This is a genomic window from Pseudomonas sp. C5pp, from assembly GCF_000814065.1.
Taxonomy (GTDB): Bacteria; Pseudomonadota; Gammaproteobacteria; order Pseudomonadales; family Pseudomonadaceae; genus Aquipseudomonas; species Aquipseudomonas asiatica.
This window is the reverse complement of sequence record NZ_JWLN01000026.1, coordinates 16256-42856: the sequence shown is the minus strand read 5'-3', so window position 1 is coordinate 42856 and position 26601 is coordinate 16256. Positions and strand designations below refer to the sequence as shown.

The following is a 26601-nucleotide window of genomic DNA, read 5'->3' as shown; positions in this document are numbered from 1 at the left end:
CACCATGGCACAGGCACTCAGGCGGCTGGTGACGGGGATCGATGGGCTCGATGCGTTGCTCCAGGGTGGCCTGGTGGCTGGCGCGTCCTACATCATTCAGGGCCCGCCGGGGGCTGGCAAGACCATCCTCGCCAATCAGCTGGCCTGCGGGCATGTGCGCGGTGGTGGCCGGGTGCTGGTGGCCACGTTGCTCAGCGAGTCGCACGAGCGGCTGTTCCAGTACCTGGCGACCCTGGAGTTCTTCGACCCGGCGCTGGTCGGTGATCCGATCCAGTTCGTCAGTGCCTTCGATACCCTGGAGCAGGAAGGCCTGGACGCCGTGGTACGGCTGCTGCGTCAGGAAATCGCCCGCCAGCAGGCCAGCCTGCTGATCGTCGATGGCGTGCTAAATGCCCGGGTGCGTGCGGAAACCGCGCTGGATACCAAGAAATTCGTCTCTGAACTACAGGGCCATGCGGCCTTTGCGGGCTGCACCGTGCTGCTGCTGACCAGCGCCCGCCTGGAAGAGGGTAGCCCGGAGCACACGATGGTCGACGGGGTGATCGAACTGGGCGAGCAACTGTTTGGCAGCCGCGCCGTGCGTCATATACAGCTGCGCAAGACGCGGGGCAGTGCGGCGTTGTCGGGGCGCCATGAATGCCTCATCGATGAAACCGGCATGCATGTATACCCGCGCCTGGAGTCACTGTTCAGCCACCCCAGCCAGGCGGGCAGCGCCACCTTGGAGCGCATCGGCAGCGGGGTGGCGACCCTGGATGATATGCTCGGTGGCGGCCTGGCCACGGGCTCGGTCAGCCTGCTGATCGGGCCCTCGGGTATTGGCAAGACGTCATTGGGCCTGGCATTTCTCGGTGCCAGCAGCCTGCAGGCGCCGGGGCTGCATTTCGGCTTTTACGAAACGCCGGAGCGCCTGCGTATCAAGGCCGCGTCGCTGGGTTACGATTTTGCAGCCATGGAGCAGGCTGGCATCCTGCAGCTTTGCTGGCAACCGACTACCGAGGGCCTGCTGGACCAGGTCGGTGCGCGCCTGCTCGAGCGGGTCGAAGCGCAAGGCAGCAAGCGCGTGCTGATCGACAGCCTGGGGGCGTTCAGCCGCCTGGCCATCGACCCCGCGCGGCTCAATGCGTTTTTCCGCGCCTTGGTCGGCGAACTGCGCGCGCGCGATGTCAGCGTGATGCTGACCTGGGAAATGCGCGACATTTTCGGCGCGGAAATCAGCGCCCCGGCCCCGGACCTGTCGAGCATCGTCGACAACTTGATGCTGATGCGCTTCGTCGAGCTGGATTCGCAGCTGCGGCGCATGCTGTCGATCCTCAAGGTGCGTGACAGCCACCATGACCCTGCCTTGCACGAGCTGCTGATCGGGCCGCAGGGCATTACCCTGCGCAAGGCGTTCGAAGGTGCTTGCGGTGTGCTTTCGGGAACGCCGGTGCCGCAGGGAAGCGGGTGACGGGGCGGGCGATGAACACCATCCTCATCGTCGATGACGAGTACCTGATTGCCGACATCCTCGGTTTTGCCCTGGAGGACGAGGGTTTTCTGGTGGAAAAGGCGAGCAACGGCTGCAAGGCGCTGGAGGCACTGAAGGAAAAGCGCGTTCAGCTGGTCATCACCGACTACATGATGCCACTGCTCAACGGTGAGGAGCTTGTGCGCTCGATGCGTGAAGACCCGGCCTTGAGCGAGTTGCCGGTCATCCTCATGAGTGGCGCGCAGGCCAATCAGGGATGCCCGGAACTGTTCGCCGCGGTGTTCGACAAACCGTTCGACATGGACTGTATGATCGCCAAGGTGCACGAACTGCTAGGCACCTGAAGCGCGGGGCGATCAGGCGCGTCCGTGCGGCTTGAGGCAGGTCGCTCAGTGCGAGTCGTCGTGCTTTTCCGGGGCCGGGCTGCCGGCCTGGATACGCTTGAAAATCTCTTCTCGATGGACCTGGACGTCTTTCGGTGCATCGATACCGATCCTCACCTGCATCCCTTTGACGCCCAGAATGGTGACTTTGATGTCATCGTTGATGACGATGCTTTCGCCAACCTTGCGGGTGAGTATCAGCATGTAGTTCTCCTTGGTGATGTAAAAGTCCGTCGGGCTAGTTGCCACGGCGGCGGGAGCTTGTCCCTCTTCCTTCTCATTAAAGACGCTTTCGGCGGATAGTAATTCCCCGACAGACAAATTCTGTTGCGTGTCTTCAGTCGCAGGTGCCGAAGCAAACCGCCAGCGGTTTGTCGGCCAAGGTGCTCGGTGGCAAGAATAGGGGGCTTGGCGGCCAATGGGAAATTTCTTCGCATCATGGTCTGAATAGACCGGGTTAATGGTCATCCTGTTCCTCGAGTGCCTGAAGAAATAACAGCAAGGCTACTTCTTCACGGTCCAGGCCTTTGCGCACACGGTTCTTCGGCAAGTTGGCCAGGCGCCCCAGGGCATAGTGTTCAAGTACAGCCGGGTGAATGTAACAGCGCCTGCACACTGCCGGTGTATTGCCCAGGCGTGATGCTACCTGGCGGACGATGGCGGCGACCTGGCGCTTGGCTTCGCTCTCGGGCTCCCAGGCCAAGGGCCTCAGCAGGTCCAGGGCGAGGCTGCTACCGGCCCAGGTGCGGTAATCCTTGGCGGTGAAGTCGGCACCGGTCAGCTGCTGCAGAAACTGGTTGACCTCGCTGGAGCCGACGCTATGACGCTGGCCGTCGTCGTCCAGGTACTGGAACAACGCTTGGCCGGGCAGTTCCATGCAGCGCTTGAGCAGGTTGGCCAGGCGCCGATCGTTGAGGCTGACGTTGTGCTCGACGCCGCGCTTGCCGCGGAACTGGAAGCGGATGCTGCTGCCCTTCACCTCGACATGGCGGTTGCGCAGGGTGGTCAGTCCATAGGACTGGTTGTCACGCAGGTAGCGCTGATTGCCGATGCGGATCAGAGTGTGGTCCAGCAGGCTGATCACCAGCGCCATCACCTTTTCCCGGTCCAGGCCTGGCCGGGCAAGGTGGTCGTGCAGCTGTGCGCGCAATTTCGGCAGGGCCTGGGCAAACGCCAGCATGCGCCCGTACTTGTGCTGGTCGCGTATTTCGCGCCACTGCGCGTGGTAGCGGTATTGCTTGCGGCCACGGGCATCGCGACCTGTCGCCTGCAGGTGGCCCTGCGGGTCGGCGCAGATCCACACCTCGGTATAGGCAGGGGGGATTACCAGTGCAGCGATACGGGCGAGGGTATCGCTGTCGCGCACCCGCTGGCCGTCGGCATCCAGGTAGATGAAGCGCCCTCTCCAGCGCCGCCGGGTCAGGCCCGGCTGGCTGTCGTCGACGTAGTGCAGGGTGCGCGGCAGGGGGCAGTCAAGCATGGTTGGCAGGCCTCGATCAGGTCACTGATCAATGGACACCAGCGATGGGGCCGATGCTCAGCCCAGCAGCGCCACCGACTTGATCTGGGCAAACAGCACCTGGCCCGGGTGCAGGTCGAGCTGGTCTGCCGAGAAGCGGGTGATGCGCGCGAGCAAGGCATTGCCGCCAGCATCCAGGCTGACCAGTAAATGGGCCGGGTTGGCGGCCGGGCGGCTTTCGCGCACGCGCACCGGCAAGCGGTTGAGAATGCTCGAAGTGCTGTCGGCTGCCAGGGCCAGGCTGACGTCACGCGCCTGCACCTTGACCCGCAAGGTGCTGCCCATCACCTGGGCAGGGTGGGTGATACGCAACAGCGGCCCGTCGTTGCCGGGCAGGCGCAGGTCGAGCAGGTCGTAGTGCGCGTCATGTGCCACCACCAGGCCTTCGAACACCACGCCGGCATCCTCGCCCTCGGCCAGCGACAGGTCGAGACGGGCCAGGGTTTCGCCGATCGGGCCGCTGGCCACTGCCTGGCCTTGCTCCAGCAACACCAGGTGGTCGGCCAGCCGCGCCACTTCTTCCTGGGCATGGCTGACATATACCAGCGGGATGTCCAGTTCGTCGTGCAGGCGTTCCAGGTAGGGCAGGATTTCGCGTTTGCGCGGCCCGTCGAGTGCAGCCAGTGGCTCGTCCATCAACAGCAGGCGCGGGCTGCTGAGCAGGGCGCGGGCAATGCCCACCCGCTGCGCCTCGCCACCGGACAAGGTCGCCGGCCGGCGTGCCAGCAAGTGGCCGATACCCAGCAGCTGGCAGGCCAGGTCTAGGCTGACCTTGCGCTCGGCAGCGGCCACCCGGCGCCAGCCGAACTCCAGGTTGCCGCGTACCGACAGGTGCGGGAACAGGCTGGCCTCCTGGAACACGTAGCCTACCGGGCGCAGGTGTGGTGCCAGGAAGAATCCGCGGGCGCTGTCTTCCCAGACTTCGCCGTTGACCTCGATGTAGGCGCTGGCGGCCCGTTCCAGCCCCGCCAGGCAACGCAGGCAGCTGGTCTTGCCAGAACCGGAGTGGCCGAACAACGCACTGATGCCGCGGCCGGGCAGGTGCAGGTCTACGTCCAGGGTGAAGTCGTCGCGTGCCAGTTGCAGGCGCGCCACAATCGATGCGCTCATTTCAGCTCCAGCCAGCCTTGCCGCGGCGTCCTGCGTAAAGCAGGAGCAGCACCAGGAACGAGAACACCAGCATGGCACCGGCCAGCCAGTGCGCTTGCGAATAGGCCATGGCCTCGACATGGTCGAAGATCTGCACCGAGACCACGCGTGTCTTGTCGGGGATGTTGCCGCCAATCATCAGCACCACGCCGAACTCGCCCACCGTGTGGGCGAAACCGAGGATGCTGGCGGTGATGAAGCCCGGACGGGCCAACGGCAGCACCACGTGGACGAAGGTGTCCCAGGGGCTGGCGCGCAGCGTCGCGGCCACTTCCAGCGGGCGCTGGCCAATGGCGCCGAAGGCATTCTGCAGCGGCTGGACCACGAACGGCATGGAATAGATCACCGAGCCGATCACCAGGCCGGTGAAGCTGAACACCACGCTGCCCAGGCCCAGCGCCTGGGTCGCCTGGCCCAGCCAGCCATGCGGGCCGAGGGCGATCAGCAGGTAGAAGCCGATCACCGTGGGTGGCAGCACCAGCGGCAAGGCCACTACCGCGCCCACCGGCCCGCGCAGCCACGAGCGCGTGTGCGCCAGCCACCAGGCGATGGGCGTGCCGACGATCAGCAGGATGAGGGTGGTCATGCTGGCCAGTTTCACGGTCAGCCAGATGGCACCCAGGTCACTGGTATCCAGTGGCATCAGATTTCATAACCGTAGGATTTGATCACTGCCGCGGCTTTCGGGCCTTTCAGGTAGTCGACCAGGGCCTTGGCGGCGGGGTTGTCCTTGCCTTTTTCGAGGATTACCGCGTCCTGGCGGATGGGTTCGTGCAGGGACGAGGGAACGATCCAGGCCGAACCGCTTTCGACCTTGCCGTCCTTGTAGATTTGCGAAAGGGCGACAAAGCCCAGCTCGGCGTTGCCGGTGGATACGAACTGGAACGCCTGGGTAATGTTCTGCCCTTCGACCAGCTTGGGCCGGGTGGCTTCGGTCAGCTTCAGCTTGTCCAGCACCTGTGTGGCGGCCAGGCCGTAGGGCGCGGTTTTCGGGTTGGCAATGGACAGGTGCTTGAACTGGTTGTTCTTCAGCACTTCGCCGTTGGCGTCGACATAGCCGGGCTTGGCCGACCACAGCGCCAGGGTGCCGATGGCGTAGGTGAAGCGTGAGCCCGGGGCAATCGCGTTTTCCTGCTCGAGCTTGGCGGGGGTGCTGTCGTCGGCAGCGAGAAATACCTCGAACGGCGCGCCATTCTTGATTTGTGCGTAGAACTGGCCGGTGGCGCCATAGGCAGCGATCAGCTTGTGGCCGGTGTCTTTCTCGAAGTCCTTGGCAATGGCCTGGATAGGGGCTGTGAAGTTCGCTGCGACCGCGACCTGGACTTCATCGGCCCAGGCAGTGCTGAAGGCAAGCAGGCTGGTCAGGGCAGTGGCAGCCAAGTGGGGCGGGCGGATACGCATGAAGACAGCTCCTTGGGGCTTATCGTTATATCCTTAACTATATAGCGATCGGCCATGGGCCGGGAAGGGGGCAGGATGATGCATGGCCAGGTCCGGCCCCTTCGCGGGCTCGCCCGCTCCCACAGTACTGCGCAGCATTCAAAACCAGTGGTGGACCTGTGGGAGCGGGCAAGCCCGCGAAGAGGCCGAACCTGCTTATGCAGACGCCTGGCGGCCGATCACTGCCAGCGCCTTTTCGGCAATCTCCCGGGTCAACTCACCCGCCGGCATATGCCTGCCCAGCCGCAGCGCCTGCCCCGACCAGAGGTTGCTGAAATCGCTATTGCCCTGCGGATCCGTAATCGCCCGCAAAGGCATCAAGGCCCCACCGGCCAGCGGGAAGCGCGGGGCCAAATCGCTCATCGGCCCCAGCTCGCGCATGATGCGGTTGTTGATGCCACGCGCCGGTCGGCCGGTGAACAGGTTGGTCAGCGCCGTGTCGCTGGCAGGTGCGCTGTCCAGGGCCTGGCGATGCGCCGGCGACACCTTGGCCTCGGGGCAGAACAGGTACGCCGTTCCGATCTGCACTGCCGAAGCCCCCAAGGCCAATGCCGCCAACAGGCCGCGGTGGTCAGCAATGCCGCCGGCGGCAATCACCGGCACGCTGACCGCATCGGCCACCTGTGGCACCAGCGCGAAGGTGCCGATCTGGCTGGTGATATCGTCGCTGAGGAACATGCCGCGATGGCCGCCCGCCTCATAGCCCATGGCAATGATCGCATCACAGCCGTGATGCTCCAGCCACACGGCTTCCTCTACGGTTGTGGCGCTGGACAGCACCTTGGCACCACTGGCCTTTACCCGTTGCAGCAGGTCGGCATGTGGCAGGCCGAAGTGGAAGCTCACCACCTCCGGGCGCAGTTGCTCGACCAGCTGGCAGCTCTGTTCGTCGAAAGGCGCCCGGTTGGACACCGGCGTGGGCGCCGTGAAGTCGGCTCCCACTTCGCTGTAATAGGGCTGTAGCGCCTGCTTCCAGCGTGCATCGCGCTCGGCATCGGGCGCTGGCGGCTGGTGGCAGAAGAAGTTCAGGTTCAACGGGCGGCCCGGGCAGCCGGCGCGGAAGGCTGCGATCTCGGCGCGAACCTGGTCGGCCGTGAGCATGGCGCAGGGCAGGGCGCCCAAACCGCCCGCCAGGCCCACGGCAGTGGCCATGCCCGAGCCCGTCGCACCGGCCATGGGGGCCTGCAGAATGGGCAACTCGATACCCAGCAGGTCGAGGATGCGGCGGTCGGGCCAGTGGCTCATGCGATTCTCCTTGCGCGGGCGAGCGGTGCGGCGGGGCGGGTGCTTACAAGGCTTTGCTGACCTGGATGTCGCTGATCTTCTCGGCGTCTTCGCCGTGAATCTTGCGCAGGGCTTCCAGGGCTTGTTCGAGGGAGGCGTCGGGCATCAACGCGAAGTCCCAGCGGCGCTGGCCGTCGAGCTTGTACTTGATGACGTACTTGGTGGTCTGGGTCATGGTTGCCTTATCTGAGTTTCGACGATGAACGACGGACGATCTTGATCTTGTGGGTCAAGGTTGGCTTGCGGGTAACCGAGATCGGGCGGGTGGTCACGGTATCGATGGTGATGTTCCAGAAACCGGTGCTTGGCACGGTGATCTTCGCCGGGAACTTGTCGAAATGGCCACCGTGGTAGGTATGACGACCGCCATTCTTGAAGCTGCGGAAGTTGGCGTCGTTCATCAGGCGGATATTGCAGCGCTGGGAGCACTCGATGACGACGATATCGTCCTCGTTCAGGTGCTCGCGCTGGTGTACGAATTTCATGTGATGCTCCGCAAGGATTGGTTCTGCAAAGGCGAAAGATACCACGATGTCGGGTTACACTGCCGCGCTGTTCCGCCAGGCGTAGATAAATCTGCCAAAGCAGGGAGCAAAACAGCCTGGCTGTGGTCGAAACGGATTCTTGAAGGCAGAGGTGCTGCAAATGAAGTGGATGGTGGCGGCGTTGGCGATGACGCTGGGTGGCTGTGTGAGTGTTACGGAATTGGAACAGTCGCATGAAACGCTGGATGTAATCTCGGGCAAGTCCCCACGTGCGTATGCCGATTGCGTCAAGCAGAAGCTGGCCGATACCCGGGACCCGCTTGTGGAAGAGCAGCGTGGCGATGGCCTACGGCTGATCGTGCCGCAAAAAATCAGTTCGGGCGTCGGCCCGGCGGCGCTGGTGGATATCGACAAGCGTGGCAGCGGCAGCAGCATCAAGCTGCACGAGCGGCTGAACAATTTCCCGCTGCGCCTGGGCGACGTGCGCACCGCAGCCACCCAATGCATTTCGGGTAGTTGATCCAGGGCAACTGATTACGCTCCTTTTGCTTATATGTTTTAAGCCTAAGCTTATAACAATAGAAAAGGAGATTCGTGATGACACCGTTGAGTCGCGCCTTGGTCGGCAGCCTGCTGATCCTGGCCTGGCCCACGGCGCATGCCGCCGATGGCCAGAAAGTCTTCACCCAGGGTGGGGCCAACCCCGCCGCCATGGCTTGCCTGGGTTGCCATGGCCCGGACGGCAAAGGCATTGCCGCTGCCGGCTTCCCGCGTCTGGCCGGGCTGCCGGCCGCTTACCTCAGCAAGCAATTGCGTGACTGGCGCAGCGGCAGCCGCAAGCAGCCGGTGATGGAGCCGCTTGCCAAGGCCCTGACCGAGGATGAGATCAAGGCGGTCAGCACCTATCTGGCCAGCCTGCCGGCAGACCCTGCCGGCGACCTGCGTCGCCAGCAGATCGCCGATGATCCCACCACTCGCATGGCCCTGTACGGCGACTGGAGCCGGCAGATTCCTGGCTGCGTGCAATGCCATGGCCCGGGCGGTGGCGGGGTTGGCGAGCATTTCCCGCCCTTGGCCGGTCAGCCCGCGAGTTACCTGATGGCGCAGCTCAACGCCTGGCGTGACGGCACCCGCAGCAATGACCCCAACCAGCTGATGGTCGGTGTGGCCAAGGCCATGACCGATGACGAGATCAAGGCCGTTGCCGAGTTCTTCGCCCGTCTCGCCAGCCAGGAGGTCACGCCATGAAACCAATGATTCCAGCCCTGCTGCTGCTGGCCATGGGCAGCGTACACGCCGCCCAGATTGCCATGGAAGACCAGTCGCAGTTGAAAGTGCCTGGCGTGCAGGCCGCGCCGCTGTTCGTGCCACCAGCGGAAAGCGAGTTGCCTGACAATGCCTTTGGCAAGATGGTACGCGAGGGGCATGCCTTGTTCGTCGACACCCGCAGGTTGATGCCCGAGGCTGTGGGCAACGGCATGAATTGCAGCAACTGCCACCTTGACCAGGGGCGGCTGGCGCATTCCGCGCCGATGTGGGGGGCGTACCCGATGTACCCCGCCTACCGCAAGAAAAATGATAAGGTCAACACCTATGCCGAGCGCATCCAGGGCTGCTTCCAGTTCAGCATGAACGGCAAGCCGCCTGCGGCCGATAGCCCGCAGATGACGGCGCTGGCGGTGTATTCGTACTGGCTTTCGACCAAGGCGCCGACCGGCGTCGAGATTGCCGGGCGCGGGTACCCGGAGGTTCCGCAACCAAAGGGCGGATACGACTTCAAGCGCGGTCAGCAGGTTTATCGCGAGCAGTGTGCGATTTGTCACGGCGACAATGGCGAAGGGCAGAAGGTGGCGGGCGAGTACGTGATGCCGCCGTTGTGGGGCAAGGACTCCTACAACTGGGGCGCCGGCATGCACCGGATCAATACCGCGGCGTCGTTCATCAAGTACAACATGCCGCTGGGCAAGCCGGGCAGCCTTAGCGATCAGCAGGCCTGGGATGTGGCGGCCTGGGTCAATCGCCATGAACGGCCGCAGGACCCGCGGCTGGTGGAAGGCTCCATCGAGAAGACACGGGTGAAGTTCCATGCCAATGACGGGGTGAACCTGTATGGGCAGAAGGTCGATGGTGTGTTGATCGGGCAGGGCACCGGTAGCTGATGTATTGCCTGTACTGGCCTCTTCGCGGGCAAGCCCGCTCCCACAAGGATCACCACAGACTCTGAATGCTGTGCAGTACCTGTGGGAGCGGGCTTGCCCGCGAAGAGGCCAGTACAGGAAACCCCGATTTCCTGTCATCCAACGGTCATGGATGACAGCAATATTTACGATCCCCCGGAACTATCTACACTGGGTTATCTCTATCTTCCCATCGATCGGCCACAGGTAGGGCATTGTAAGGTGACTGCCGCCTGATTAGACTGCGCCGAATTCCACTGGCCTAGCCTTTTGTAAGGACGTATATGATCAAAAAATGCTTGTTCCCGGCAGCCGGTTACGGCACCCGCTTCCTGCCTGCTACCAAAGCCATGCCCAAGGAAATGCTGCCGGTGGTCAACAAGCCACTGATCCAGTATGGCGTTGAAGAGGCACTGGATGCCGGCCTGAACGAGATCTCCATCGTCACCGGGCGCGGCAAGCGTGCTTTGGAAGACCACTTCGACATCAGCTACGAGCTGGAAAACCAGATCAAGGGCACCGACAAGGAAAAATACCTGGTTGGTATCCGTCGCCTGCTCGACGAGTGCTCGTTCTCCTACACCCGCCAGACCGAAATGAAAGGCCTGGGCCACGCCATCCTGACTGGCCGCCCGCTGATCGGCGACGAGCCGTTCGCCGTGGTGCTGGCGGACGACCTGTGCGTGAACCCGGAAGGTGACGGCGTACTGACCCAGATGGTCAAGCTGTACAACCAGTTCCGTTGCTCGATCGTCGCCATCCAGGAAGTCGATCCGCAGGAAACCAACAAGTACGGCGTGATCGCCGGCGACATGATCCGTGACGACATTTTCCGTGTCACCAACATGGTCGAGAAGCCAAAACCGGAAGACGCCCCGTCGAACCTGGCGATCATTGGTCGCTACATCCTGACCCCGGACATCTTCGACATCATCGCCAACACCGAGCCGGGCAAAGGTGGCGAGATCCAGATCACCGACGCCCTGATGCAACAGGCGCAGAACGGCTGCGTGATCGCCTACAAGTTCAAAGGCAAGCGTTTCGACTGCGGTGGCGCCGAGGGTTACATCGACGCGACCAACTTCTGCTTCGAGAACTACTACAAGACTGGCAAGGCTTACTGATAAGCCGCTACTTGTATCAAAGCTGATAACTGGGGCTGCTTTGCAGCCCTTCGCGGGCACGCCCGCTCCTACAGGTATTGTGCAGGCCTTCAAGGTTGCGCCGGTACTGTGGGAGCGGGCGGGCCCGCGAAGGGTCGCAAAGCGGCCCCAGTGCGTTATGCTGGGCGCCTGCCTAGGAGAGTGAATACATGGCCTACGATTTTGATCTGTTCGTGATTGGTGCCGGGTCCGGCGGTGTGCGCGCGGCGCGGTTTGCCGCCGGCTTCGGGGCAAAGGTGGCAGTGGCCGAGAGCCGCTACCTGGGCGGCACCTGCGTCAACGTCGGCTGCGTGCCGAAAAAGCTGCTGGTGTACGGCGCACACGTCGCCGACGAACTGGAACAGGCCGCAGGCTTCGGCTGGACCCTGGAAGAAGGGCACTTCGACTGGGGCACCCTGATTGCCAACAAGAACCGGGAAATCGAGCGCCTCAACGGCATCTACCGCAACCTGCTGGTCAACAGCGGGGTTACCTTGCTGCAGGGGCATGCGCGTCTGACCGGTGCCAATGAAGTGGAAGTGGAAGGCCAGCGCTACACCGCCGAGCACATCCTCATCGCCACCGGTGGCTGGCCACAGGTGCCGGACATTCCGGGCAAGGAACTGGCCATCACCTCCAACGAAGCCTTCTACCTCAAGGACCTGCCACGCCGGGTGCTGGTGGTGGGCGGTGGCTACATCGCCGTCGAGTTCGCCGGTATCTTCCAGGGCCTGGGGTCGGCTACCACGCTGCTGTACCGTGGCGACCTGTTCCTGCGTGGCTTCGACGGTTCGGTGCGCACGCACCTGAAGGAAGAACTGGAAAAGCGCGGCCTTGACCTGCAGTTCAATGCCGACATCCAGCGCATCGACAAGCTCGAGGACGGCAGCCTCAAGGCCACCCTCAAGGATGGCCGCGAGCTGGTCACCGATTGCGTGTTCTATGCCACCGGCCGGCGCCCGATGCTGGACAACCTTGGCCTGGAGAACACCGGCGTCGAGCTGGATGAACGCGGTTATATCCGGGTAGACCCGCAATACCAGACCACCGCGCCGTCGATTCTGGCGATTGGCGATGTGATTGGCCGCGTGCAACTGACCCCGGTGGCACTCGCCGAGGGCATGGCCGTGGCCCGGCGCCTGTTCAAGCCTGAGCAATACCGCCCGGTGGACTACCAGAACATCCCCACCGCAGTCTTCAGCCAGCCGCCCATCGGCACCGTGGGCCTGACCGAGGAGCAGGCGCTGGAGGCAGGGCACAAGGTGCAGGTATTCGAGAGCCGCTTCCGTGCGATGAAACTGACCCTGACCGACATCCAGGAAAAGACCTTGATGAAGCTGGTGGTCGATGCTGAAACCGACAAGGTGCTGGGCTGCCACATGGTTGGCCCTGATGCTGGCGAGATCATCCAGGGCCTGGGCATTGCCCTGAAGGCCGGTGCGACCAAGCAACAGTTCGACGAAACCATCGGCGTGCACCCGACGGCGGCCGAAGAGTTCGTGACCATGCGCACGGTCACTCGCTGATGCCACTGGCCCCATCGCCGGCAAGCCAGCTCCCACAGGGATTGCACAAGTGCAGAGACCTGCGCGGTACTTGTGGGAGCTGGCTTGCCGGCGATGGGGCCCTTGAATGCCCCGCAATCCTTTGCTCAGCCCATTCCCTTCTATCAATTATCCTCGGTTATAGCCAAAACCAATCAAAAGCATGAGCTTTGCCAATGAGCCTTTATCGGGACCAGCGGTTAGGATTCTCTCCATCAACTGATTCCAACCCCATGAAGGAGCGTCTCTCATGCCAATCATCAACAGCCAGGTCAAACCGTTCAACGCCACCGCCTACCACAAAGGCGAGTTCGTCCAGGTCAGCGAAGCCGACCTGAAAGGCAAGTGGTCTGTCGTGTTCTTCTACCCGGCCGACTTCACCTTCGTCTGCCCGACCGAGCTGGGTGACCTTGCTGACAACTACGCCGAGTTCCAGAAGCTGGGCGTGGAAATCTACGGTGTGTCCACCGACACCCACTTCACCCATAAAGCCTGGCACGACACTTCGGACACCATCGGCAAGATCCAGTACCCGCTGATCGGTGACCCGACCCACGTCATCTCGCGCAACTTCGACGTGCTGATCGAAGAAGCCGGCCTGGCCGATCGCGGTACCTTCGTGATCAACCCGGAAGGCCAGATCAAGATCGTCGAACTGAACGACGGTGGTGTAGGCCGCGATGCTGCCGAACTGCTGCGCAAGGTGAAGGCTGCCCAGTACGTTGCCGCTCACCCAGGCGAAGTTTGCCCGGCCAAGTGGAAAGAAGGCGAAGCCACCCTGGCCCCGTCGCTGGACCTCGTCGGCAAGATCTAAGCCGATGTGTATGTCGCGGGCGGTAGCCAGCCGCCAAAGCTGAAGTACCTACCGCCCCGTAAAAGCGCCCGGGCGACCTCGCCTGGGCGTTTTTGTATCCGAGTTTTGAAAAAGGAATCGCCCGTATGTTGGACGCCACGCTTAAATCGCAACTGAAAACCTACCTGGAGCGGGTCACCCAGCCGATCGAGATCGTTGCCTCCCTCGACGACGGCGCGAAATCCCGCGAATTGCACGACCTGCTGGTGGAAATTGCCAGCCTGTCGAACCTTATTACCTTCAGCGCGGACGGCAGCGATGCCCGTCGTCCATCGTTCTCGCTGAACCGCCCGGGAGCCGACATAAACCTGCGCTTCGCCGGCATCCCCATGGGCCACGAATTTACCTCGCTGGTGCTGGCACTCCTGCAGGTCGGGGGCCACCCGTCCAAGGCCAGTGCCGAAGTGATCGAACAGATCCAGGCGCTGGAAGGCGAGTTCACCTTCGAGACCTACTTCTCGCTGTCGTGCCAGAACTGCCCGGACGTGGTCCAGGCGCTGAACCTGATGGCGGTCCTCAACCCCAACGTGCGCCACGTGGCCATCGATGGCGCGCTGTTCCAGGCGGAAGTGGAATCGCGCAAGATCATGGCGGTGCCGAGCATTTACCTGAACGGCGAAGTGTTTGGCCAGGGCCGCATGGGCCTGGAAGAAATCCTCGGCAAGATCGACACCAACGCAGGCAGCCGCCAGGCCGAAAAGATCAACGCCAAGGGCGCCTTCGACGTGCTGGTGGTCGGTGGTGGCCCCGCCGGCGCCTCGGCAGCTATCTATGCCGCGCGTAAAGGCATCCGCACCGGTATTGCGGCCGAGCGTTTCGGCGGCCAGGTGCTCGACACCCTGGCCATCGAGAACTTCATCTCGGTACAGGAAACCGAAGGGCCGAAGCTGGCCACGGCGCTGGAAGAGCACGTCAAGCAGTACGACGTGGACATCATGAACCTGCAGCGCGGTGAAGCGCTGATCCCGGCCACCGATGGCGGCCTGCACGAAGTACGCCTGGCCGGCGGTGCCTCACTCAAGGCCAAGACCGTTATCCTGGCTACCGGTGCCCGCTGGCGTGAGATGAATGTGCCGGGCGAACAGGAATACCGCGCCCGCGGCGTGGCTTACTGCCCGCACTGTGACGGCCCGCTGTTCAAGGGCAAGCGCGTGGCGGTGATCGGTGGTGGCAACTCGGGTGTGGAAGCGGCCATCGACCTGGCGGGTATCGTCGCCCAGGTGACGCTGATCGAGTTCGACAGCCAGCTGCGTGCCGATGCGGTACTGCAGCGCAAGTTGCACAGCCTGCCGAACGTCAAGGTGATCACCAGTGCACTGACCACCGAAGTGCTGGGCAATGGCGAAAAGGTGACCGGCCTGCGTTACAAGGACCGCACCACCGACCAACAGCATGAAGTGGCGCTGGAAGGCATCTTCGTGCAGATCGGCCTGCTGCCGAACACCGACTGGCTGAAAGGCACCGTCGAGTTGTCGCCGCGTGGCGAGATCATCGTCGATGCCAAGGGCCAGACCAGCATCCCTGGTGTGTTTGCGGCGGGTGACGTGACGACTGTGCCGTACAAGCAGATCGTGATTGCGGTAGGTGAGGGGGCCAAGGCATCGCTGGCGGCCTTTGACCACCTGATCCGCACTTCGGCACCGGCGTAAGCCCGTACTGGCCTCTTCGCGGCTAAAGCCGCTCCCACAGGTACTGCGCAGATTTTGAAAACTGTACAGATCCCTGTAGGAGCGGCTTTAGCCGCGAAAGGGCCGGCAAAAGCAAAGAAATAACCGAGGATGTCTATGATTACTGCAGACACCCTCAGGAATCACACCCATGACCCTGATCAGCCGCGAACCCTGGTGGCTAGTCCCCCCAAAGCCCGGGCAGCAAGAGCAGGACCTGCATTGGGGCTACCTGGAAATCTACGCCGACGGCCGCACCGTGTTCGTCGACCAGCGCCCCAGTGACCGGGAGCTGGCCGAGCGCAAGAGCTGCCGCAACTTCCCCGACCCCGAGCCGTGACGGCTCAGCCTTCCAGTTCGGCCAGGCGTGCCTCCAGCGCCGCGATGCGGGCTTCGAGGGCTTCGATGCGTTCTTCCGACACATTGCCGCCGCTGCTGCGTGCCCCGCCTTCCTGCTGCCGGGCAGCCAGGATTGCCTCGATTTCGGCAGGGTCGCCCAAAGCATGGGTGTAACGGTCTTCGCGCTGGCCGGCCTGACGCGGCAGGTGCAAGGCCAGGCCGCGCGATATCAGGCGCTCCAGCTGGTGCTGGATCTGCTCGGTGTCGTCGAAGTCGTGCAGGCGGTTGCTGCGGGTCAGCAGTTCGTTGAGGGTTTGCGGCCCGCGCAGGAACATCAGGCCCATCAGCACCAGTTGCGCCGGCACCAGCTCAAGTGCCTTGTCCACCCGTTGTTCCCAGCGGTCGGCGCGGCTGCCCATCTGCAGACGGGTCATGTCCTGCCCTTCGAGGGCGCGCAGGGCTTGGCCGACCTGGCCTTGGGTGAGGTTCATGACCGGCTCGCGACTGGTCTTCTGGTTGCAGGCCAGGACCAGGGCGTTGAGGGTCAGCGGGTAGCTTTCCGGGCTGGTGGCCTGCTTCTCGATCAGCGAGCCGAGAATACGGATCTCGATGCTGTTGAAGCGGCCTTCGCCGGCGGTTTCGTGTTCTGACATGGCCCTGTCTCATTGCTGGGGAAAGGCCACTAGGGTAGGTAATGCCATCGTGTTAGGCAATTGGCCCCTGTGGGAGCGGGTTCACCCGCGAACACCGGCGCAGCCGGTGCCATGCACCGCGTCGCCTGATTCGCGGGTGAACCCGCTCCCACAGGGGCCCTGCAAACTCAGGCTTTACGCTCTTCAGCCTGGCACGCCGCTGCGGTAAACAGCACATCGGTCGAAGAATTCAGCGCCGTCTCGGCCGAATCCTGCAGCACGCCGATGATGAAGCCCACCGCCACCACCTGCATGGCAATTTCGCTAGGGATACCAAACAGGCTGCACGCCAGTGGAATCAGCAGCAGCGAGCCACCGGCCACGCCCGAGGCGCCGCAGGCACAGACCGCCGCCACCACGCTGAGCAGCACGGCGGTCGGCAGGTCCACCATAATACCCAGAGTATGCACTGCCGCCAGGGTCAGCACGGTAATGGTGATGGCGGCACCGGCCATGTTGATGGTCGCACCCAGCGGGATCGACACCGAATAGGTGTCCTCATGCAGGCCAAGGCGCTCCGACAGGGCCAGGTTGACCGGGATGTTGGCTGCCGAGCTGCGAGTGAAGAACGCGGTGATACCGCTTTCGCGCAGGCAGAGCAGGGTCAGCGGGTAGGGGTTGCGGCGGATCTTCCAATACACGATCAGCGGGTTCATCACCAGCGCCACGAACAGCATGCAGCCGATCAGCACCGCCAGCAGGTGCAAGTAGCCGAGCAGGGCGTCCAGGCCCGATTGGGCCAGCGTGGCGCTGACCAGGCCAAAGATGCCCACCGGGGCGAAGCGGATGACCACGCGTACGATCAGGGTCACGCCATTGGACAGGTCCTCTACCACGGTGCGGGTGGTTTCGCCGGCATGGCGCAGGGCCACGCCCAGGCCGATGGCCCAGGTCAGTATCCCGATGAAGTTGGCGTTGAGCAGCGCGTTGATCGGGTTGTCGACCGCACTCAGCAGCAGGTTCTGCAGCACCTCGGTAATGCCCCCCGGCGCGCTCAGCGCAGCGTCGCTGGTAGTCAGCACCAGGTTGGACGGGAACAGCATGCTGGCGACCACGGCGACTACCGCTGCGCTGAAGGTGCCCAGCAGGTACAGCCAGAGGATCGGGCGAATATGGGTTTCCTGGCCGTGACGGTGGTTGGCGATCGATGCCATGACCAGAATGAACACCAGCACGGGCGCCACCGCCTTGAGGGCGCTGACGAAGACTTTCCCGAGGAAGGCCATGTCGCGGGCGATGGCGGGCGCAAGCAGGGCCAGGGCGATGCCGGCGATCAGGCCGATGACGATCTGCGTCACCAGGCTGGTGCGGTTGAGGAAGCGGAGGACGGGGGTCATGTGCAACGATATCCCAGCATGTTCAAAAAGGGCGCGACTTTACCATAGACCTTCGTCGAGCAGGGCGGCCTGAAGAAGTCAGCGCCCGCGCCGCCGCGACACCCGCGCCTCGATGTTCTTGCGCCCGATCAGCAGTGGCGGCTTCTCCACTACCGGCTCGTCCGCCAGCCACTTGTACATCACCAGGCAGTCCACCAGCCCCAGGCGGGCATGGCGGTAGGCCTTGGGCAAGCGGCCAACGGTTTCGAAGCCCAGCTTGTGCCACAGCGCCACTGCCACCTCGTTGGTGGCCACCACCGAGTTGAACTGCAGGGCCAGAAAGCCCTCCTGGCGTGCCTGTTTCTGGGAGTGCTCGCACATCAACCGCGCGACGCCGCGGCCGCGTGCCGTTTCACAGACCATGTAGCCGCAATTGCCCACGTGCCCACCGGGCCCGGCGGCATTGGCCTTGAGGTAATACGACCCCAGCATCGCGCCGTCTTCTTCGGCCACGAATGTGCGCATGGGCAGTTCCAGCCACAGCTGGCGGGCCTGTTCGAAGCTGAGGGCCGGGTCGAATGCGTAGGTTTCACGGGCTTGTACGACGGCCTGGAAGGTGGGCCAGAAGTGTTCGAAGTCTTCCGGCGTCATGGGGCGGATGTGGATCATGCGGGTTCCTGCAAGGGCTGGGCCGCCCAGTCTGGGTGGCGCGGCGCCGTCGCGCAAGGGCGGCGACGCCATTTGCGTTCAGCTGTTGGCCTTGCCCACCGCATCCATGGCACGTGCCGAGTAGACCAGCGCGGCGCCGGCATTCATCGCCACGGCCACGCCCAGGGCCTCGGCGATTTCCTCGCGGCTGGCGCCGTGTTTGACGGCCTGCTGTGAATGCACGGCGATGCAACCATCGCAGCGGGTGGTCACGGCCACGGCAAGTGAGATCAGCTCGCGAGTCTTGGCGTCCAGGTGGTTGGTCTTGGCCCCTGCGCCGCTGGCGGTCATGTAGCCGGCCACGGTGTCAGGGGATAGCTGCTTGAGATCGCCGATGCCGGCCATCAACTGCTTACGGTAGGCGTCCCAGTCCATCATGCTCATCGTCTTCACCTTGGGGAGGTTGCGAGTGGAGCTTTCAGGCTAGTCGAAGAGTGGAAAGTGTGAGGCTTGTACTTTGGTTGGTTGCGCGCAGGCCTTTGGACTGCGCGCTCCCACATCGATCAGATATAGATGAACACCAGCACCAACGCCGCGACGAACGCCCACTTCTCCAGGTAGTAGCGCGTGCGGTTGCGCTTCTTCAGCGCCTTGCCACGTTCGCGGATCTTGTAGATACGAGTGAACAGCCGGTTGATGCCACCGGTCTTGTCGCCGGCATCGTTGGGGGCGGCAGCAGCGGCCATGACGTTGCGGCTGAACCAGCGGTTGAACGCGGTTGCCCAGCGGTACTTGAGCGGGCGTTCCACGTCGCAGAACAGGATGATGCGGTTGTGCTCGGTGGTATTGGCCGCGTAGTGGATGTAGGTCTCGTCGAAGATCACGCCCTCGCCATCGCGCCAGGAATACTTCTCACCGTCCACATCGATGTAGCAACCATCGTCGTTAGGCGTGTCCAGGCCCAGGTGGTAGCGGTACGAGCCGGCATACGGGTCGCGGTGGCGCACCAACTTGGCGCCCGGTGGCAGGGTGGCGAACATGGCGGCCTTGACCGTGCCGATGCCTTTGAGCAACTCGGTGGTGCGTGGGCAAAGGGTCATCGCCGACGGGTGGCTTTCGCCGTACCACTTCAGGTAGAAGCGCTTCCAGCCGGTCTTGAAGAATGAGTTGAAACCGACATCATCGTAATTGTCGGACTTCTTGATTTCGCCCACATGCAGCAGCTGTTGGGCTTCCTCGCGGATTTCCTGCCAATGGTCCTGCAGCGTCTGCAGTTCGGGGAAGGCCTCCACCGGCAGGTAAGGCTTGGCCGGGTGCCGGGAAAACAGGTACAGGAAGCTGTTGACCGGGGCCAGGAAACTGGAGTGGTCGCCCAGCTGACGGGTCAGCTTGTGGCGAACGCGACCGCGCAGGTGAACATAGGCGATCGAGAGGACGAAGATGAGGACTAAGGCGATTTTCATGGGCGGATACGTCAAGTAATGGCCATGCGTGATGGCTAAGCCCGCCAGCATAAACAATCGAGTCGATGCTTTATAGAAGAATGTGACGCAACAGTGGCAGACCTTGGTACAAGCGTCACCGCTGTGCCAAGGTCTGCAGGCGATGCATCAGGCCAGAGTCACCTCGATGCTGCCGCCGGTGATGTGATGGTCCTTGCCTTGGTAACTGATTACATAATCAGTGAATTCGGCGGTCAGGGTCCTGTTCTCCACGTTCCACTCATGCTTCACGCAGCCCCCAGTCATGGGAAAGCCCAAACTGCCAATCAAGAAAAGCAGGCGTGCATGTTGTTCATTGAACAGCATCAGGATGCCTTGGGAAGCGTTGTCCACTTGCTGCCTGGCGGAGAGTTGGATGCGCCCGTCTTGAAGTACCTTGGATTTGATGGTTTGAGCGTCAAGGTTGCCCAGCGAGGGGAAAATAGTGGGGTCGAGGTTGGCGGTGACCCGGCCGGTGCCGTTGGTCTTTGCATCGTCGGCCAGTGACAAGGACAACGAGCCATCCACGATCTCAACCATGCCCATGGTGTGTTCAATGGTGTAGTGGAACGTTGCGGCAAATGCCTTGGAAGCCTCATCCATCTCGGTAATATCGATTGAGCCCCCGGTCGCCCAACCTGAGCGACCAATCGAAGTCGAACCGAAATAGGCGTTGATCTCGGCTTTCTCACCTGCACCGATCTTGAGGGATGCGCCCGCCACCAGATAACGTTCCGGGATATTCAGGAATATATAGCTATAAGCGGTATCTGATCCCTCCGTGTACTGAATGGCGAAAAATGAGCGGTTGCCATTACTGATATCTGTATCTATGACATCAGTCGTGAACTCATGCTCACGCTGGTTGCCCCATTTCAGTTTCGCTTGCATGGCAGGCTGGGTATTCCGTGTTTGCTGACGCTGTTTCATAACCGTATCTATATGATTGAATGGAGACCTCAGCGTATGGTTTGGGTCCCTGCCCGCGAAACTGGCAGCCCTGCGAGTTTCCCAGCGCATCAGTACGTGCTTTGCGCATCTTCAGGAGCGGCACGATGACACCGGTCAGCGGACGTATCGAAAAACCATTCAAGCGCCTGTTCTTCGCCTTGCCGGTGAGCGATGCCCAGCGCCGCGCCCTGGCCCAGTGGCGACGTGGCCTGAGCCTGCGCAACGGCAAGCCAGTGCCGGCCGCCAACTTCCATGTGACACTGCTGTTTCTCGGTGACGTGGATACCGCCCATGTGCCTGCTATTTGCGCGGCGGTCGACCAGTTGGCGCTACCGGCCACGGCACCAAGGCTGTTGCTGGACCGCCTGCAGGTATGGCAGCGGGCCAGCGCCCTGGTGCTGGAGGCGCAGCAGACCCCACCGGCCCTGTTGCAACTGGTGTACAGCTTGCAGCAGGCGCTGCTGCCGTTGGGGGTGGAAGCGGCCGACCGTGAGTATCGCCCGCACCTGACGCTGGCCAGGGATTACCGCGGCCAGCCGCCAGAAGCCAGCAGCGCGCCGGATTTCTACCTCGCCGCCCGCCATTTCACACTGTACGAGTCGCGCAAGGGCGCTTACTGGCCATTGGCGCAATGGCCGCTTTCAGGCTGATTCAGGCCATGGCCTCGCAGTCTGCGAACATCTGCTCGCCCAGCGTGCGTGCAGTGTGCAGGTGCAGTGCCGGGGCTGCGCCTTCGCTGTCGTCCAGCAGGGTGGAGCTGAGTACCTCGGCGCCGCAGTAGTCGAAGATGCCGTGCTCGATCTGCACGCGCATCGCCTCGCCATAGCCGTGACGTTCGAAAGTGCCGCTGTCGGCACCGGCGACACCGACCAGGTGCACCTTCATGCCGCGCAGCTTCTTGACGGTGATGCCCCCTTCATAATCGAAGGCCCAGCCATTGCTGAACACCCGCTCGACCCAGCCTTTGAGCAAGGCCGGCAGCGACCACCAATAGATGGGGTAGACCAGCACCAGCGCATCGGCGCGATCAATACGCGCCTGCTCCCTGAGTACATCCGCCGGCGGGGCTGCCAGCCTGCGGTGCACCGCATGGTCGGCCAGGCCGAAACGCGGGTCGAAACCTTCACTGGCCAGGTCGGCGATTTCGCTGCCGTGGCCTGCGTTGGTCAGGCCGGCGGCGATCTGTCGGGCCAGGGCATGGGTGAGGGATTGCGGGTCGTGATGACCGACGACGATCAGGGCATGCATGGTGGGCTCTCCAAGATTGGGATGCAGGGTTACCCAGAGCGCTATATACTCAAGGTAAGTTACGTTTAGTAAGTTACTTTTGGTAGGTAAACGATGTCAAGCGATGATCAAGGCCGCTCGCGCAAGCGCCTGAGCCGCGAAGAGCGCCGTCTGCAGTTGCTCGATGTGGCCTGGCAGCTGGTACGGGAGGAGGGCACCGATGCCTTGAGCCTGGGGCGTTTGGCCGAGCAGGCGGGGGTGACCAAGCCGGTGGTCTATGACCATTTCGAGACCCGGACCGGGTTGTTGGTGGCGCTGTACCAGCAATACGATGCACGGCAGTCGCGGATGCTGGAGCAGGCGCTGGCGCGTTGTGACGCTAGCCTGGCCAGCCGCGCCGGGGTGATTGCCGAGGCGTATGTGGACTGTGTGATGAGCCAGGGGCTGGAGATACCCGGAGTATCGGCGGCATTGGCCGGCTCGCCGGAAATGGAAGCGCTGAAGCGGGCCTATGAGCAGCCGTTTCTGGACAAATGCCGTGAGGCGTTGGCCGGGTTTTCGCCCAGTGGCAACATCGGGGTGGCGGGCATGCGCTTGCTGGCGGGGGCGGCGGATGCCTTGTCGCAGGCGGCTGCTGCGGGGGAACTGGAGGTGGGGCAGGCCAAGGCCGAATTGCAGGCAGCAATAGTGGCGATGGTCGAGCGGCAATGAAGCCTTGAGAATGCCGGGGCTGCTCTGCAGCCCATCGCCGGCAAGCACCACCTCGACTGCATCGACCTCATGCCTTGTGCAGTATCTGCGGGAGATTGCCCAGCCCTTTTGGGCTGCGCTGTCGCGCAGAGAACAACTATCTCTCGTTTGCCGCGTCCTTTGTAGGAGCAGCCTTGTGCTGCGAAGAGGCCGGCACAAGCAATAGACAGGCTTTGGCAGTATCGACCTCTTCGCAGCACAAGGCTGCTCCTACAGAACCTTGCTGAACCAATAAGTCATGTGTTGTTCCATGAGAGCCGGCTTGCCGGCGATGGGGCCAGGGCAGGCGATTACACCGGCAGGCTCTGGTACGGCAATTCATCCCCCGGGCTGCGGGCGAACTGGCGCTTGTACTCGCGGCTGAACTGCGAGGTGCTCTGGTACCCCACCCGGTGCGCGGTCTGCGCCACCCCCAGGCCTTCGCCGATCAGCATCTGCTGCGCCTTCAGCAGCCGCAGGCGCTTGAGGTACTGCATCGGCGCCATGTCGGTGCAGCGCTTGAAGTGCTCGTGGAAGGTCGAAACGCTCATGTTGGCGCGTGCGGCCAGCGCTTCAACGCTCAGCGGCTCGGTGTAGTGTTCGCGCAGGTGGGCAAGGGCGGCGCCGATGCGGGCGAAGTGCCCTTGTTGCTCCACCAGCGCCCGCAACACGCCCGCCTGTGGGCCGCGCAAGGCGGTGTACAGCACCTCGCGTACCCGCGCCGGGCCCAGCACCTTGGCGTCCACCGGGTCCTGCAGGCAGCGCAGCAGCCGTTCCACGCATTCGCGCATCGGCGCATCGAGTGCAGCCGAGGTCATTGAATGCGGGGTTTGCGCCTGCACCGCGGCATCCGGCGCCAGGGCCATGCTTTGCACCAGTTCACCCAGCACGCCGCGGTCGATGTCCACCGCCACGCCCAGCAACGGTGCTTCGGGGGTGGCAAAGGTTTCGCACATGAACGGCACCGACAATGCCTGCACCAGATAATGCCCGGCGCCATATTCCAGGGTACGCGGCCCCAGGCGCGCCAGCTTGCTGCCCTGGGCCAGGATCATCAGGCTGGGTTCGTAGATCTGCGGGCTGCTGGCCACATAGTGGTCCCAGCTCAGCACCTGCACCTGGGGCAGGTGCGTGGGCACGAAGCCTGGGCGCGTGGCAAGGCTGCGGATCAGTGTGCAAAGCGGCGCATTGGCGTCGACGTGGCGGGTCAGTTGCATGATGGACCTGGGCAGAGGATCAGACAGTTTGATCATCGCAGAATGAACGCTCGGCGCCAGATGCTGCATGGCATCTTCGGAGAATCAGGCATCGATACCGGAGAATCAGTCGTGGGCGAAGCGACGCACGGCGCGCAGAATGCGCAGCCTGAATCGTTTCACTTCATAGCGAGGCCCTGCATGTATACCGCCATCGGTTACGCCGCCCAGACCCCCACCAGCCCTCTGGCTCCCATGACCTTCGAGCGTCGCAGCCCGCGCCCTGACGACGTCGCCATCGACATCCTTTACTGCGGCGTATGCCACTCCGACATCCACCAGGCGCGCAACGAATGGGGCATTGCCGTGTACCCGCTGATGCCTGGCCACGAGATCATCGGCCGCGTCACCGCTGTGGGCGACAAAGTGACCACACACAAGGTCGGCGACCTGGTCGGCGTTGGCTGCATGGTCGACTCGTGCCGCCACTGCGAAGCCTGTGCCAAGGACCTGGAGCAATACTGCCTGGAAGGGCCGACCATGACCTACGCCACCCCGGACCGGGTCGACGGTAGCAACACCATGGGCGGTTACTCCAGCAGCATCGTGGTCAGCGAGCACTTCGTGGTGCGCATCCCGGCCGGCATGGACCTGCCCAGCGCCGCGCCAATCCTCTGCGCTGGCATCACCACCTATTCGCCGCTCAAGCACCACGGTGTCGGCCCTGGTCACAAGATCGGCATCCTCGGCATGGGCGGCCTGGGCCACATGGCTATCAAGCTGGCCAAGGCCCTGGGCGCCGAAGTGACCCTGTTCACCCGTTCCCAGGCCAAGGCCGAGGAAGGCCGTCGCCAGGGTGCCGACCATGTGATCGTGTCCACCGATGCCGAGCAGATGCGCGCCGCGGCGGGCCGTTTCGACTTCCTGCTCGATACCATCCCGGTGCAGCACGACCTGAATCCGTACCTGGAAACCCTTAAATTCGATGGCGTGCACATCCTGGTCGGCCTGATCGAGCCGATCGACCCGGCAGTGCATGCGGCCAATCTGGTGATGAAGCGCCGGGTGCTGGCAGGGTCGTTGATCGGTGGTATTGCCGAGACGCAGGAAGTGCTGGATTTCTGCGCCGAGCACGCGATTCGTTGTGATATCGAGTTGCTGGATATCCGCAACATCAACCAGGCGTATGAGCGGATGATTGCCGGGGACGTGAAGTACCGGTTCGTGATCGATATGGCCACTTTGCAGGGCTGATTGGTTGCCTGCCCCGGCCTCTTCGCGGGTGAACCCGCTCCCACAGGTATCGTGCAGGTTTCAGGTTCTGTATTGAACCTTCCCACAGAGACTGCGCAGACCTTGGCGCCTGTGATGTCCCTGTGGGAGCGGGCGAGCCCGCGAAGAGGCCGGTACAGGCAATGAAGATGCTGGATCTGTTACCAGGCCAATGCCCTGTCCCAGCCTTTCCAGAACAACCACCGCCGTACCTCGCCATGCGCCCCGGTACCGATCTGCCAGGCCGGCCGCCCGTTGTCCAGGGCAATCACCGAAACGAACCCGGCATGGCTCGCCGCTACCAGCGTACGCCCGTCGGCACTGATATCCAGCGCGCTGATGGTCGACCCCAGGTAATGCTGCCAATGCTCCGTGCCATCTTCGCCAAATGCCCGCAGGTAACCATAGGCATCCCCCACGATATATTCGCCCTCGCGCGCCACGCCGGCATACACCCGTGCGCCATCCTGTACCAGCGGGGTACGCGGGTCCTGGCTGTAGTAGTCGGTATCCAGCCCCGGCAAGTCGGCCACCCTGACGGCCAGCGTGGCACCGCTATAGAAATGGCAGGCATTGACTATCAACTGGTCACCTGCACGATTGAACAGCGCAAAGTGCGGATACTCGCTGGCCGGGCCGATGGCCGCCACGGGCCGGAGCTGGTCATCCAGCACCAGATGGCGGCTGCCTTGCTCGCCAACCACGATCAACCGACCATCCGCCGATACCGCACCGTGCTCCATGCTCAGCCCCAGGCTGATGTCGTCCGGGTCGGTGCCTTCGTCCAGTTCGTCGAGCACCCGCGCCTGGTGCGGCAGCAGGCGGGTCGCACCGTGGCGGGTCAGCAGGAAGATACCCTCGGCGCTCACCAGCAGCACCCGCTGGCCATCCGGAAAGGGGATCAGCGTGGTCGGCGTGGGCGGCAGGTCGAAGGGCTCGAACGGGTAACCCGGCGGCAACCCCTCCAACCCCGTGGGCCAGGCCAGACGCAGCACCTGCGGGCCGCCCCAGCCATCGGTCACGCGTATGCCCTCGGCATTGGCCAGGGCGAAATAGCGGCGGGCCGGGCAGCGGCCGAAGTGATCGACGCCGATCACCGGGGTCACCCCGAAAGGGTCAATGCGCACCACCTGGCCTTTGTCATGCGGCATGCCGATACGTGCCAGCAGGCTGCCATCCTCCAGCAGCAGGACGTTGCCGATACCTTGCCCGTGCTCCTTGATCAGCGGCAGCAAGGGGTGGTGGGCGGGCGGCCAGGCTTCGCGGAAGGCTTGCTGCTCAAAGGCTTCGACGCCGGGCCGGTTGGCTGCTTGCAGGGCCTGCAGCCAGGCATCGAGCAAATGCTCGGTGGCCTGCGGCAGGGGCTCTTCGAGGTCATCCCAGCCTTGCGCGCGGCCCTGCGCGACATAGTCGTTGACGGCCTGGGCATAGGCGGTGACCGCCTGCTGCCACTGTTGCTGCTGGGAGTGCTGCTGGTCCATGAGCGGATCGGGCTCCTTGTTGCATACGCGTTCGCACAAAGCGCGCATGTTACTCCTTCTGCCCGCCTCGCGGTTGTGAGCCCCCGGCTTGACGCGTACCATGCCGGGCATTCCTTCCAATAACAAAGCGTGCGTCGACACCCCGGCAAGAGGGT

At 63.1% G+C, this 26601-nt stretch carries 30 protein-coding genes; 13 read left to right on the top strand and 17 right to left on the bottom strand.

Features of this window, described 5'->3' with window-relative positions; genetic code table 11:
• Positions 1 to 4 precede the first annotated feature (4 nt).
• Entirely contained in the window at positions 5 to 1450 is a 1446-nt protein-coding gene (locus RR51_RS20000; RefSeq protein ID WP_039614485.1) for an ATPase domain-containing protein, read from the top strand.
• An 11-nt stretch (positions 1451 to 1461) separates the two neighbouring features.
• Positions 1462 to 1815: a response regulator gene (locus RR51_RS19995; RefSeq protein ID WP_013973192.1), complete on the top strand. Its 354-nt coding sequence runs from the start codon at positions 1462 to 1464 to the stop codon at positions 1813 to 1815.
• A 45-nt stretch (positions 1816 to 1860) separates the two neighbouring features.
• Here RR51_RS19995 and csrA read toward each other — a convergent pair whose 3' ends face one another.
• The 8 genes from csrA to RR51_RS19960 form a co-directional block, all read right to left on the bottom strand.
• Positions 1861 to 2058: a carbon storage regulator CsrA gene (gene csrA, locus RR51_RS19990; RefSeq protein WP_004375914.1), complete on the bottom strand. Its 198-nt coding sequence runs from the start codon at positions 2056 to 2058 to the stop codon at positions 1861 to 1863.
• Positions 2059 to 2311: 253 nt separating this feature from the next.
• Positions 2312 to 3334 (bottom strand): DNA topoisomerase IB, encoded by a 1023-nt coding sequence (locus RR51_RS19985; RefSeq protein WP_039614484.1) that lies wholly within the window; start codon positions 3332 to 3334, stop codon positions 2312 to 2314.
• 57 nt (positions 3335 to 3391) lie between these two features.
• Positions 3392 to 4483 (bottom strand): molybdenum ABC transporter ATP-binding protein, encoded by a 1092-nt coding sequence (gene modC, locus RR51_RS19980; protein ID WP_039614483.1) that lies wholly within the window; start codon positions 4481 to 4483, stop codon positions 3392 to 3394.
• A 1-nt stretch (position 4484) separates the two neighbouring features.
• The gene (modB, locus tag RR51_RS19975) at positions 4485 to 5165 is read right to left on the bottom strand and encodes a molybdate ABC transporter permease subunit (RefSeq protein WP_039614482.1); all 681 of its coding nucleotides are present in this window, start codon (positions 5163 to 5165) and stop codon (positions 4485 to 4487) included.
• Positions 5165 to 5923: a molybdate ABC transporter substrate-binding protein gene (gene modA / locus RR51_RS19970; RefSeq protein ID WP_039614481.1), complete on the bottom strand. Its 759-nt coding sequence runs from the start codon at positions 5921 to 5923 to the stop codon at positions 5165 to 5167. Before modA ends, modB begins: the two co-directional genes overlap by 1 nt.
• Positions 5924 to 6118: 195 nt before the next feature.
• Positions 6119 to 7207, bottom strand: a complete 1089-nt coding sequence (locus RR51_RS19965; protein ID WP_039614480.1) for an NAD(P)H-dependent flavin oxidoreductase — start codon at positions 7205 to 7207, stop codon at positions 6119 to 6121.
• A gap of 43 nt (positions 7208 to 7250) precedes the next feature.
• Complete coding sequence (locus tag RR51_RS31300) at positions 7251 to 7421, bottom strand: hypothetical protein (protein ID WP_013973186.1); 171 nt, start codon at positions 7419 to 7421, stop codon at positions 7251 to 7253.
• Positions 7422 to 7428: 7 nt separating this feature from the next.
• On the bottom strand, positions 7429 to 7731 hold the full coding sequence (locus tag RR51_RS19960; RefSeq protein WP_004375922.1) for a DUF1883 domain-containing protein: 303 nt from the start codon (positions 7729 to 7731) through the stop codon (positions 7429 to 7431).
• Between the two features lie 160 nt (positions 7732 to 7891).
• On the opposite strand from RR51_RS19960, the gene RR51_RS19955 reads away from it, so the two are divergent.
• The 8 genes from RR51_RS19955 to RR51_RS19920 all read left to right on the top strand — a co-directional run bounded on the left by RR51_RS19955 (position 7892) and on the right by RR51_RS19920 (position 15454).
• The gene (locus RR51_RS19955; RefSeq protein WP_015270872.1) at positions 7892 to 8251 is read left to right on the top strand and encodes a hypothetical protein; all 360 of its coding nucleotides are present in this window, start codon (positions 7892 to 7894) and stop codon (positions 8249 to 8251) included.
• Between the two features lie 77 nt (positions 8252 to 8328).
• Positions 8329 to 8979 carry a c-type cytochrome gene (locus RR51_RS19950; RefSeq protein ID WP_039614479.1) on the top strand — a complete coding sequence of 217 codons (651 nt, stop codon included), beginning with the start codon at positions 8329 to 8331 and terminating at the stop codon, positions 8977 to 8979.
• Complete coding sequence (locus RR51_RS19945; protein ID WP_039614478.1) at positions 8976 to 9890, top strand: c-type cytochrome; 915 nt, start codon at positions 8976 to 8978, stop codon at positions 9888 to 9890. Before RR51_RS19950 ends, RR51_RS19945 begins: the two co-directional genes overlap by 4 nt.
• A gap of 302 nt (positions 9891 to 10192) precedes the next feature.
• On the top strand, positions 10193 to 11032 hold the full coding sequence (gene galU, locus RR51_RS19940) for a UTP--glucose-1-phosphate uridylyltransferase GalU (protein ID WP_013973181.1): 840 nt from the start codon (positions 10193 to 10195) through the stop codon (positions 11030 to 11032).
• 188 nt (positions 11033 to 11220) lie between these two features.
• The gene (gene gorA, locus RR51_RS19935; RefSeq protein WP_039614477.1) at positions 11221 to 12576 is read left to right on the top strand and encodes a glutathione-disulfide reductase; all 1356 of its coding nucleotides are present in this window, start codon (positions 11221 to 11223) and stop codon (positions 12574 to 12576) included.
• Between the two features lie 268 nt (positions 12577 to 12844).
• Complete coding sequence (ahpC, locus tag RR51_RS19930) at positions 12845 to 13408, top strand: alkyl hydroperoxide reductase subunit C (protein WP_004375926.1); 564 nt, start codon at positions 12845 to 12847, stop codon at positions 13406 to 13408.
• Between the two features lie 125 nt (positions 13409 to 13533).
• The gene (gene ahpF, locus RR51_RS19925; protein ID WP_039614476.1) at positions 13534 to 15096 is read left to right on the top strand and encodes an alkyl hydroperoxide reductase subunit F; all 1563 of its coding nucleotides are present in this window, start codon (positions 13534 to 13536) and stop codon (positions 15094 to 15096) included.
• A 169-nt stretch (positions 15097 to 15265) separates the two neighbouring features.
• Positions 15266 to 15454: a hypothetical protein gene (locus RR51_RS19920; RefSeq protein ID WP_013973178.1), complete on the top strand. Its 189-nt coding sequence runs from the start codon at positions 15266 to 15268 to the stop codon at positions 15452 to 15454.
• A gap of 4 nt (positions 15455 to 15458) precedes the next feature.
• Here RR51_RS19920 and RR51_RS19915 read toward each other — a convergent pair whose 3' ends face one another.
• The 6 genes from RR51_RS19915 to RR51_RS19890 form a co-directional block, all read right to left on the bottom strand.
• Positions 15459 to 16106: a YceH family protein gene (locus tag RR51_RS19915; RefSeq protein ID WP_025339663.1), complete on the bottom strand. Its 648-nt coding sequence runs from the start codon at positions 16104 to 16106 to the stop codon at positions 15459 to 15461.
• Positions 16107 to 16273: 167 nt separating this feature from the next.
• Positions 16274 to 17482, bottom strand: coding sequence for a serine/threonine transporter SstT (sstT, locus tag RR51_RS19910; protein ID WP_039614475.1), 1209 nt, complete (start codon positions 17480 to 17482; stop codon positions 16274 to 16276).
• Positions 17483 to 17560: 78 nt separating this feature from the next.
• Complete coding sequence (locus RR51_RS19905; protein ID WP_039614474.1) at positions 17561 to 18130, bottom strand: GNAT family N-acetyltransferase; 570 nt, start codon at positions 18128 to 18130, stop codon at positions 17561 to 17563.
• A gap of 78 nt (positions 18131 to 18208) precedes the next feature.
• Complete coding sequence (locus RR51_RS19900; RefSeq protein ID WP_039614473.1) at positions 18209 to 18553, bottom strand: carboxymuconolactone decarboxylase family protein; 345 nt, start codon at positions 18551 to 18553, stop codon at positions 18209 to 18211.
• 119 nt (positions 18554 to 18672) lie between these two features.
• A complete protein-coding gene (gene lpxO, locus RR51_RS19895) occupies positions 18673 to 19572 on the bottom strand; it encodes a lipid A hydroxylase LpxO (RefSeq protein WP_004375932.1) in 900 nt (299 codons plus the stop codon).
• Between the two features lie 147 nt (positions 19573 to 19719).
• On the bottom strand, positions 19720 to 20520 hold the full coding sequence (locus RR51_RS19890) for a hypothetical protein (protein ID WP_039614472.1): 801 nt from the start codon (positions 20518 to 20520) through the stop codon (positions 19720 to 19722).
• Between the two features lie 125 nt (positions 20521 to 20645).
• Here RR51_RS19890 and thpR point away from each other — a divergent pair, with 125 nt between their 5' ends.
• Complete coding sequence (gene thpR, locus RR51_RS19885) at positions 20646 to 21191, top strand: RNA 2',3'-cyclic phosphodiesterase (RefSeq protein ID WP_039614471.1); 546 nt, start codon at positions 20646 to 20648, stop codon at positions 21189 to 21191.
• 1 nt (position 21192) lies between these two features.
• On the opposite strand, the gene RR51_RS19880 is transcribed toward thpR, so the two are convergent.
• Complete coding sequence (locus RR51_RS19880) at positions 21193 to 21789, bottom strand: NAD(P)H-dependent oxidoreductase (RefSeq protein WP_039614470.1); 597 nt, start codon at positions 21787 to 21789, stop codon at positions 21193 to 21195.
• 93 nt (positions 21790 to 21882) lie between these two features.
• Here RR51_RS19880 and RR51_RS19875 point away from each other — a divergent pair, with 93 nt between their 5' ends.
• Positions 21883 to 22479 carry a TetR/AcrR family transcriptional regulator gene (locus RR51_RS19875; RefSeq protein ID WP_039614469.1) on the top strand — a complete coding sequence of 199 codons (597 nt, stop codon included), beginning with the start codon at positions 21883 to 21885 and terminating at the stop codon, positions 22477 to 22479.
• A 329-nt stretch (positions 22480 to 22808) separates the two neighbouring features.
• Here the strand turns inward: RR51_RS19875 and RR51_RS19870 are convergent, their stop codons facing one another.
• The gene (locus tag RR51_RS19870) at positions 22809 to 23714 is read right to left on the bottom strand and encodes an AraC family transcriptional regulator (protein WP_004375934.1); all 906 of its coding nucleotides are present in this window, start codon (positions 23712 to 23714) and stop codon (positions 22809 to 22811) included.
• A gap of 180 nt (positions 23715 to 23894) precedes the next feature.
• On the opposite strand from RR51_RS19870, the gene calA reads away from it, so the two are divergent.
• The gene (gene calA, locus RR51_RS19865; RefSeq protein ID WP_039614468.1) at positions 23895 to 24947 is read left to right on the top strand and encodes a vanillin reductase; all 1053 of its coding nucleotides are present in this window, start codon (positions 23895 to 23897) and stop codon (positions 24945 to 24947) included.
• 179 nt (positions 24948 to 25126) lie between these two features.
• Here calA and RR51_RS19860 read toward each other — a convergent pair whose 3' ends face one another.
• Entirely contained in the window at positions 25127 to 26446 is a 1320-nt protein-coding gene (locus tag RR51_RS19860; RefSeq protein WP_039614509.1) for a hypothetical protein, read from the bottom strand.
• Positions 26447 to 26601: the final 155 nt, after the last annotated feature.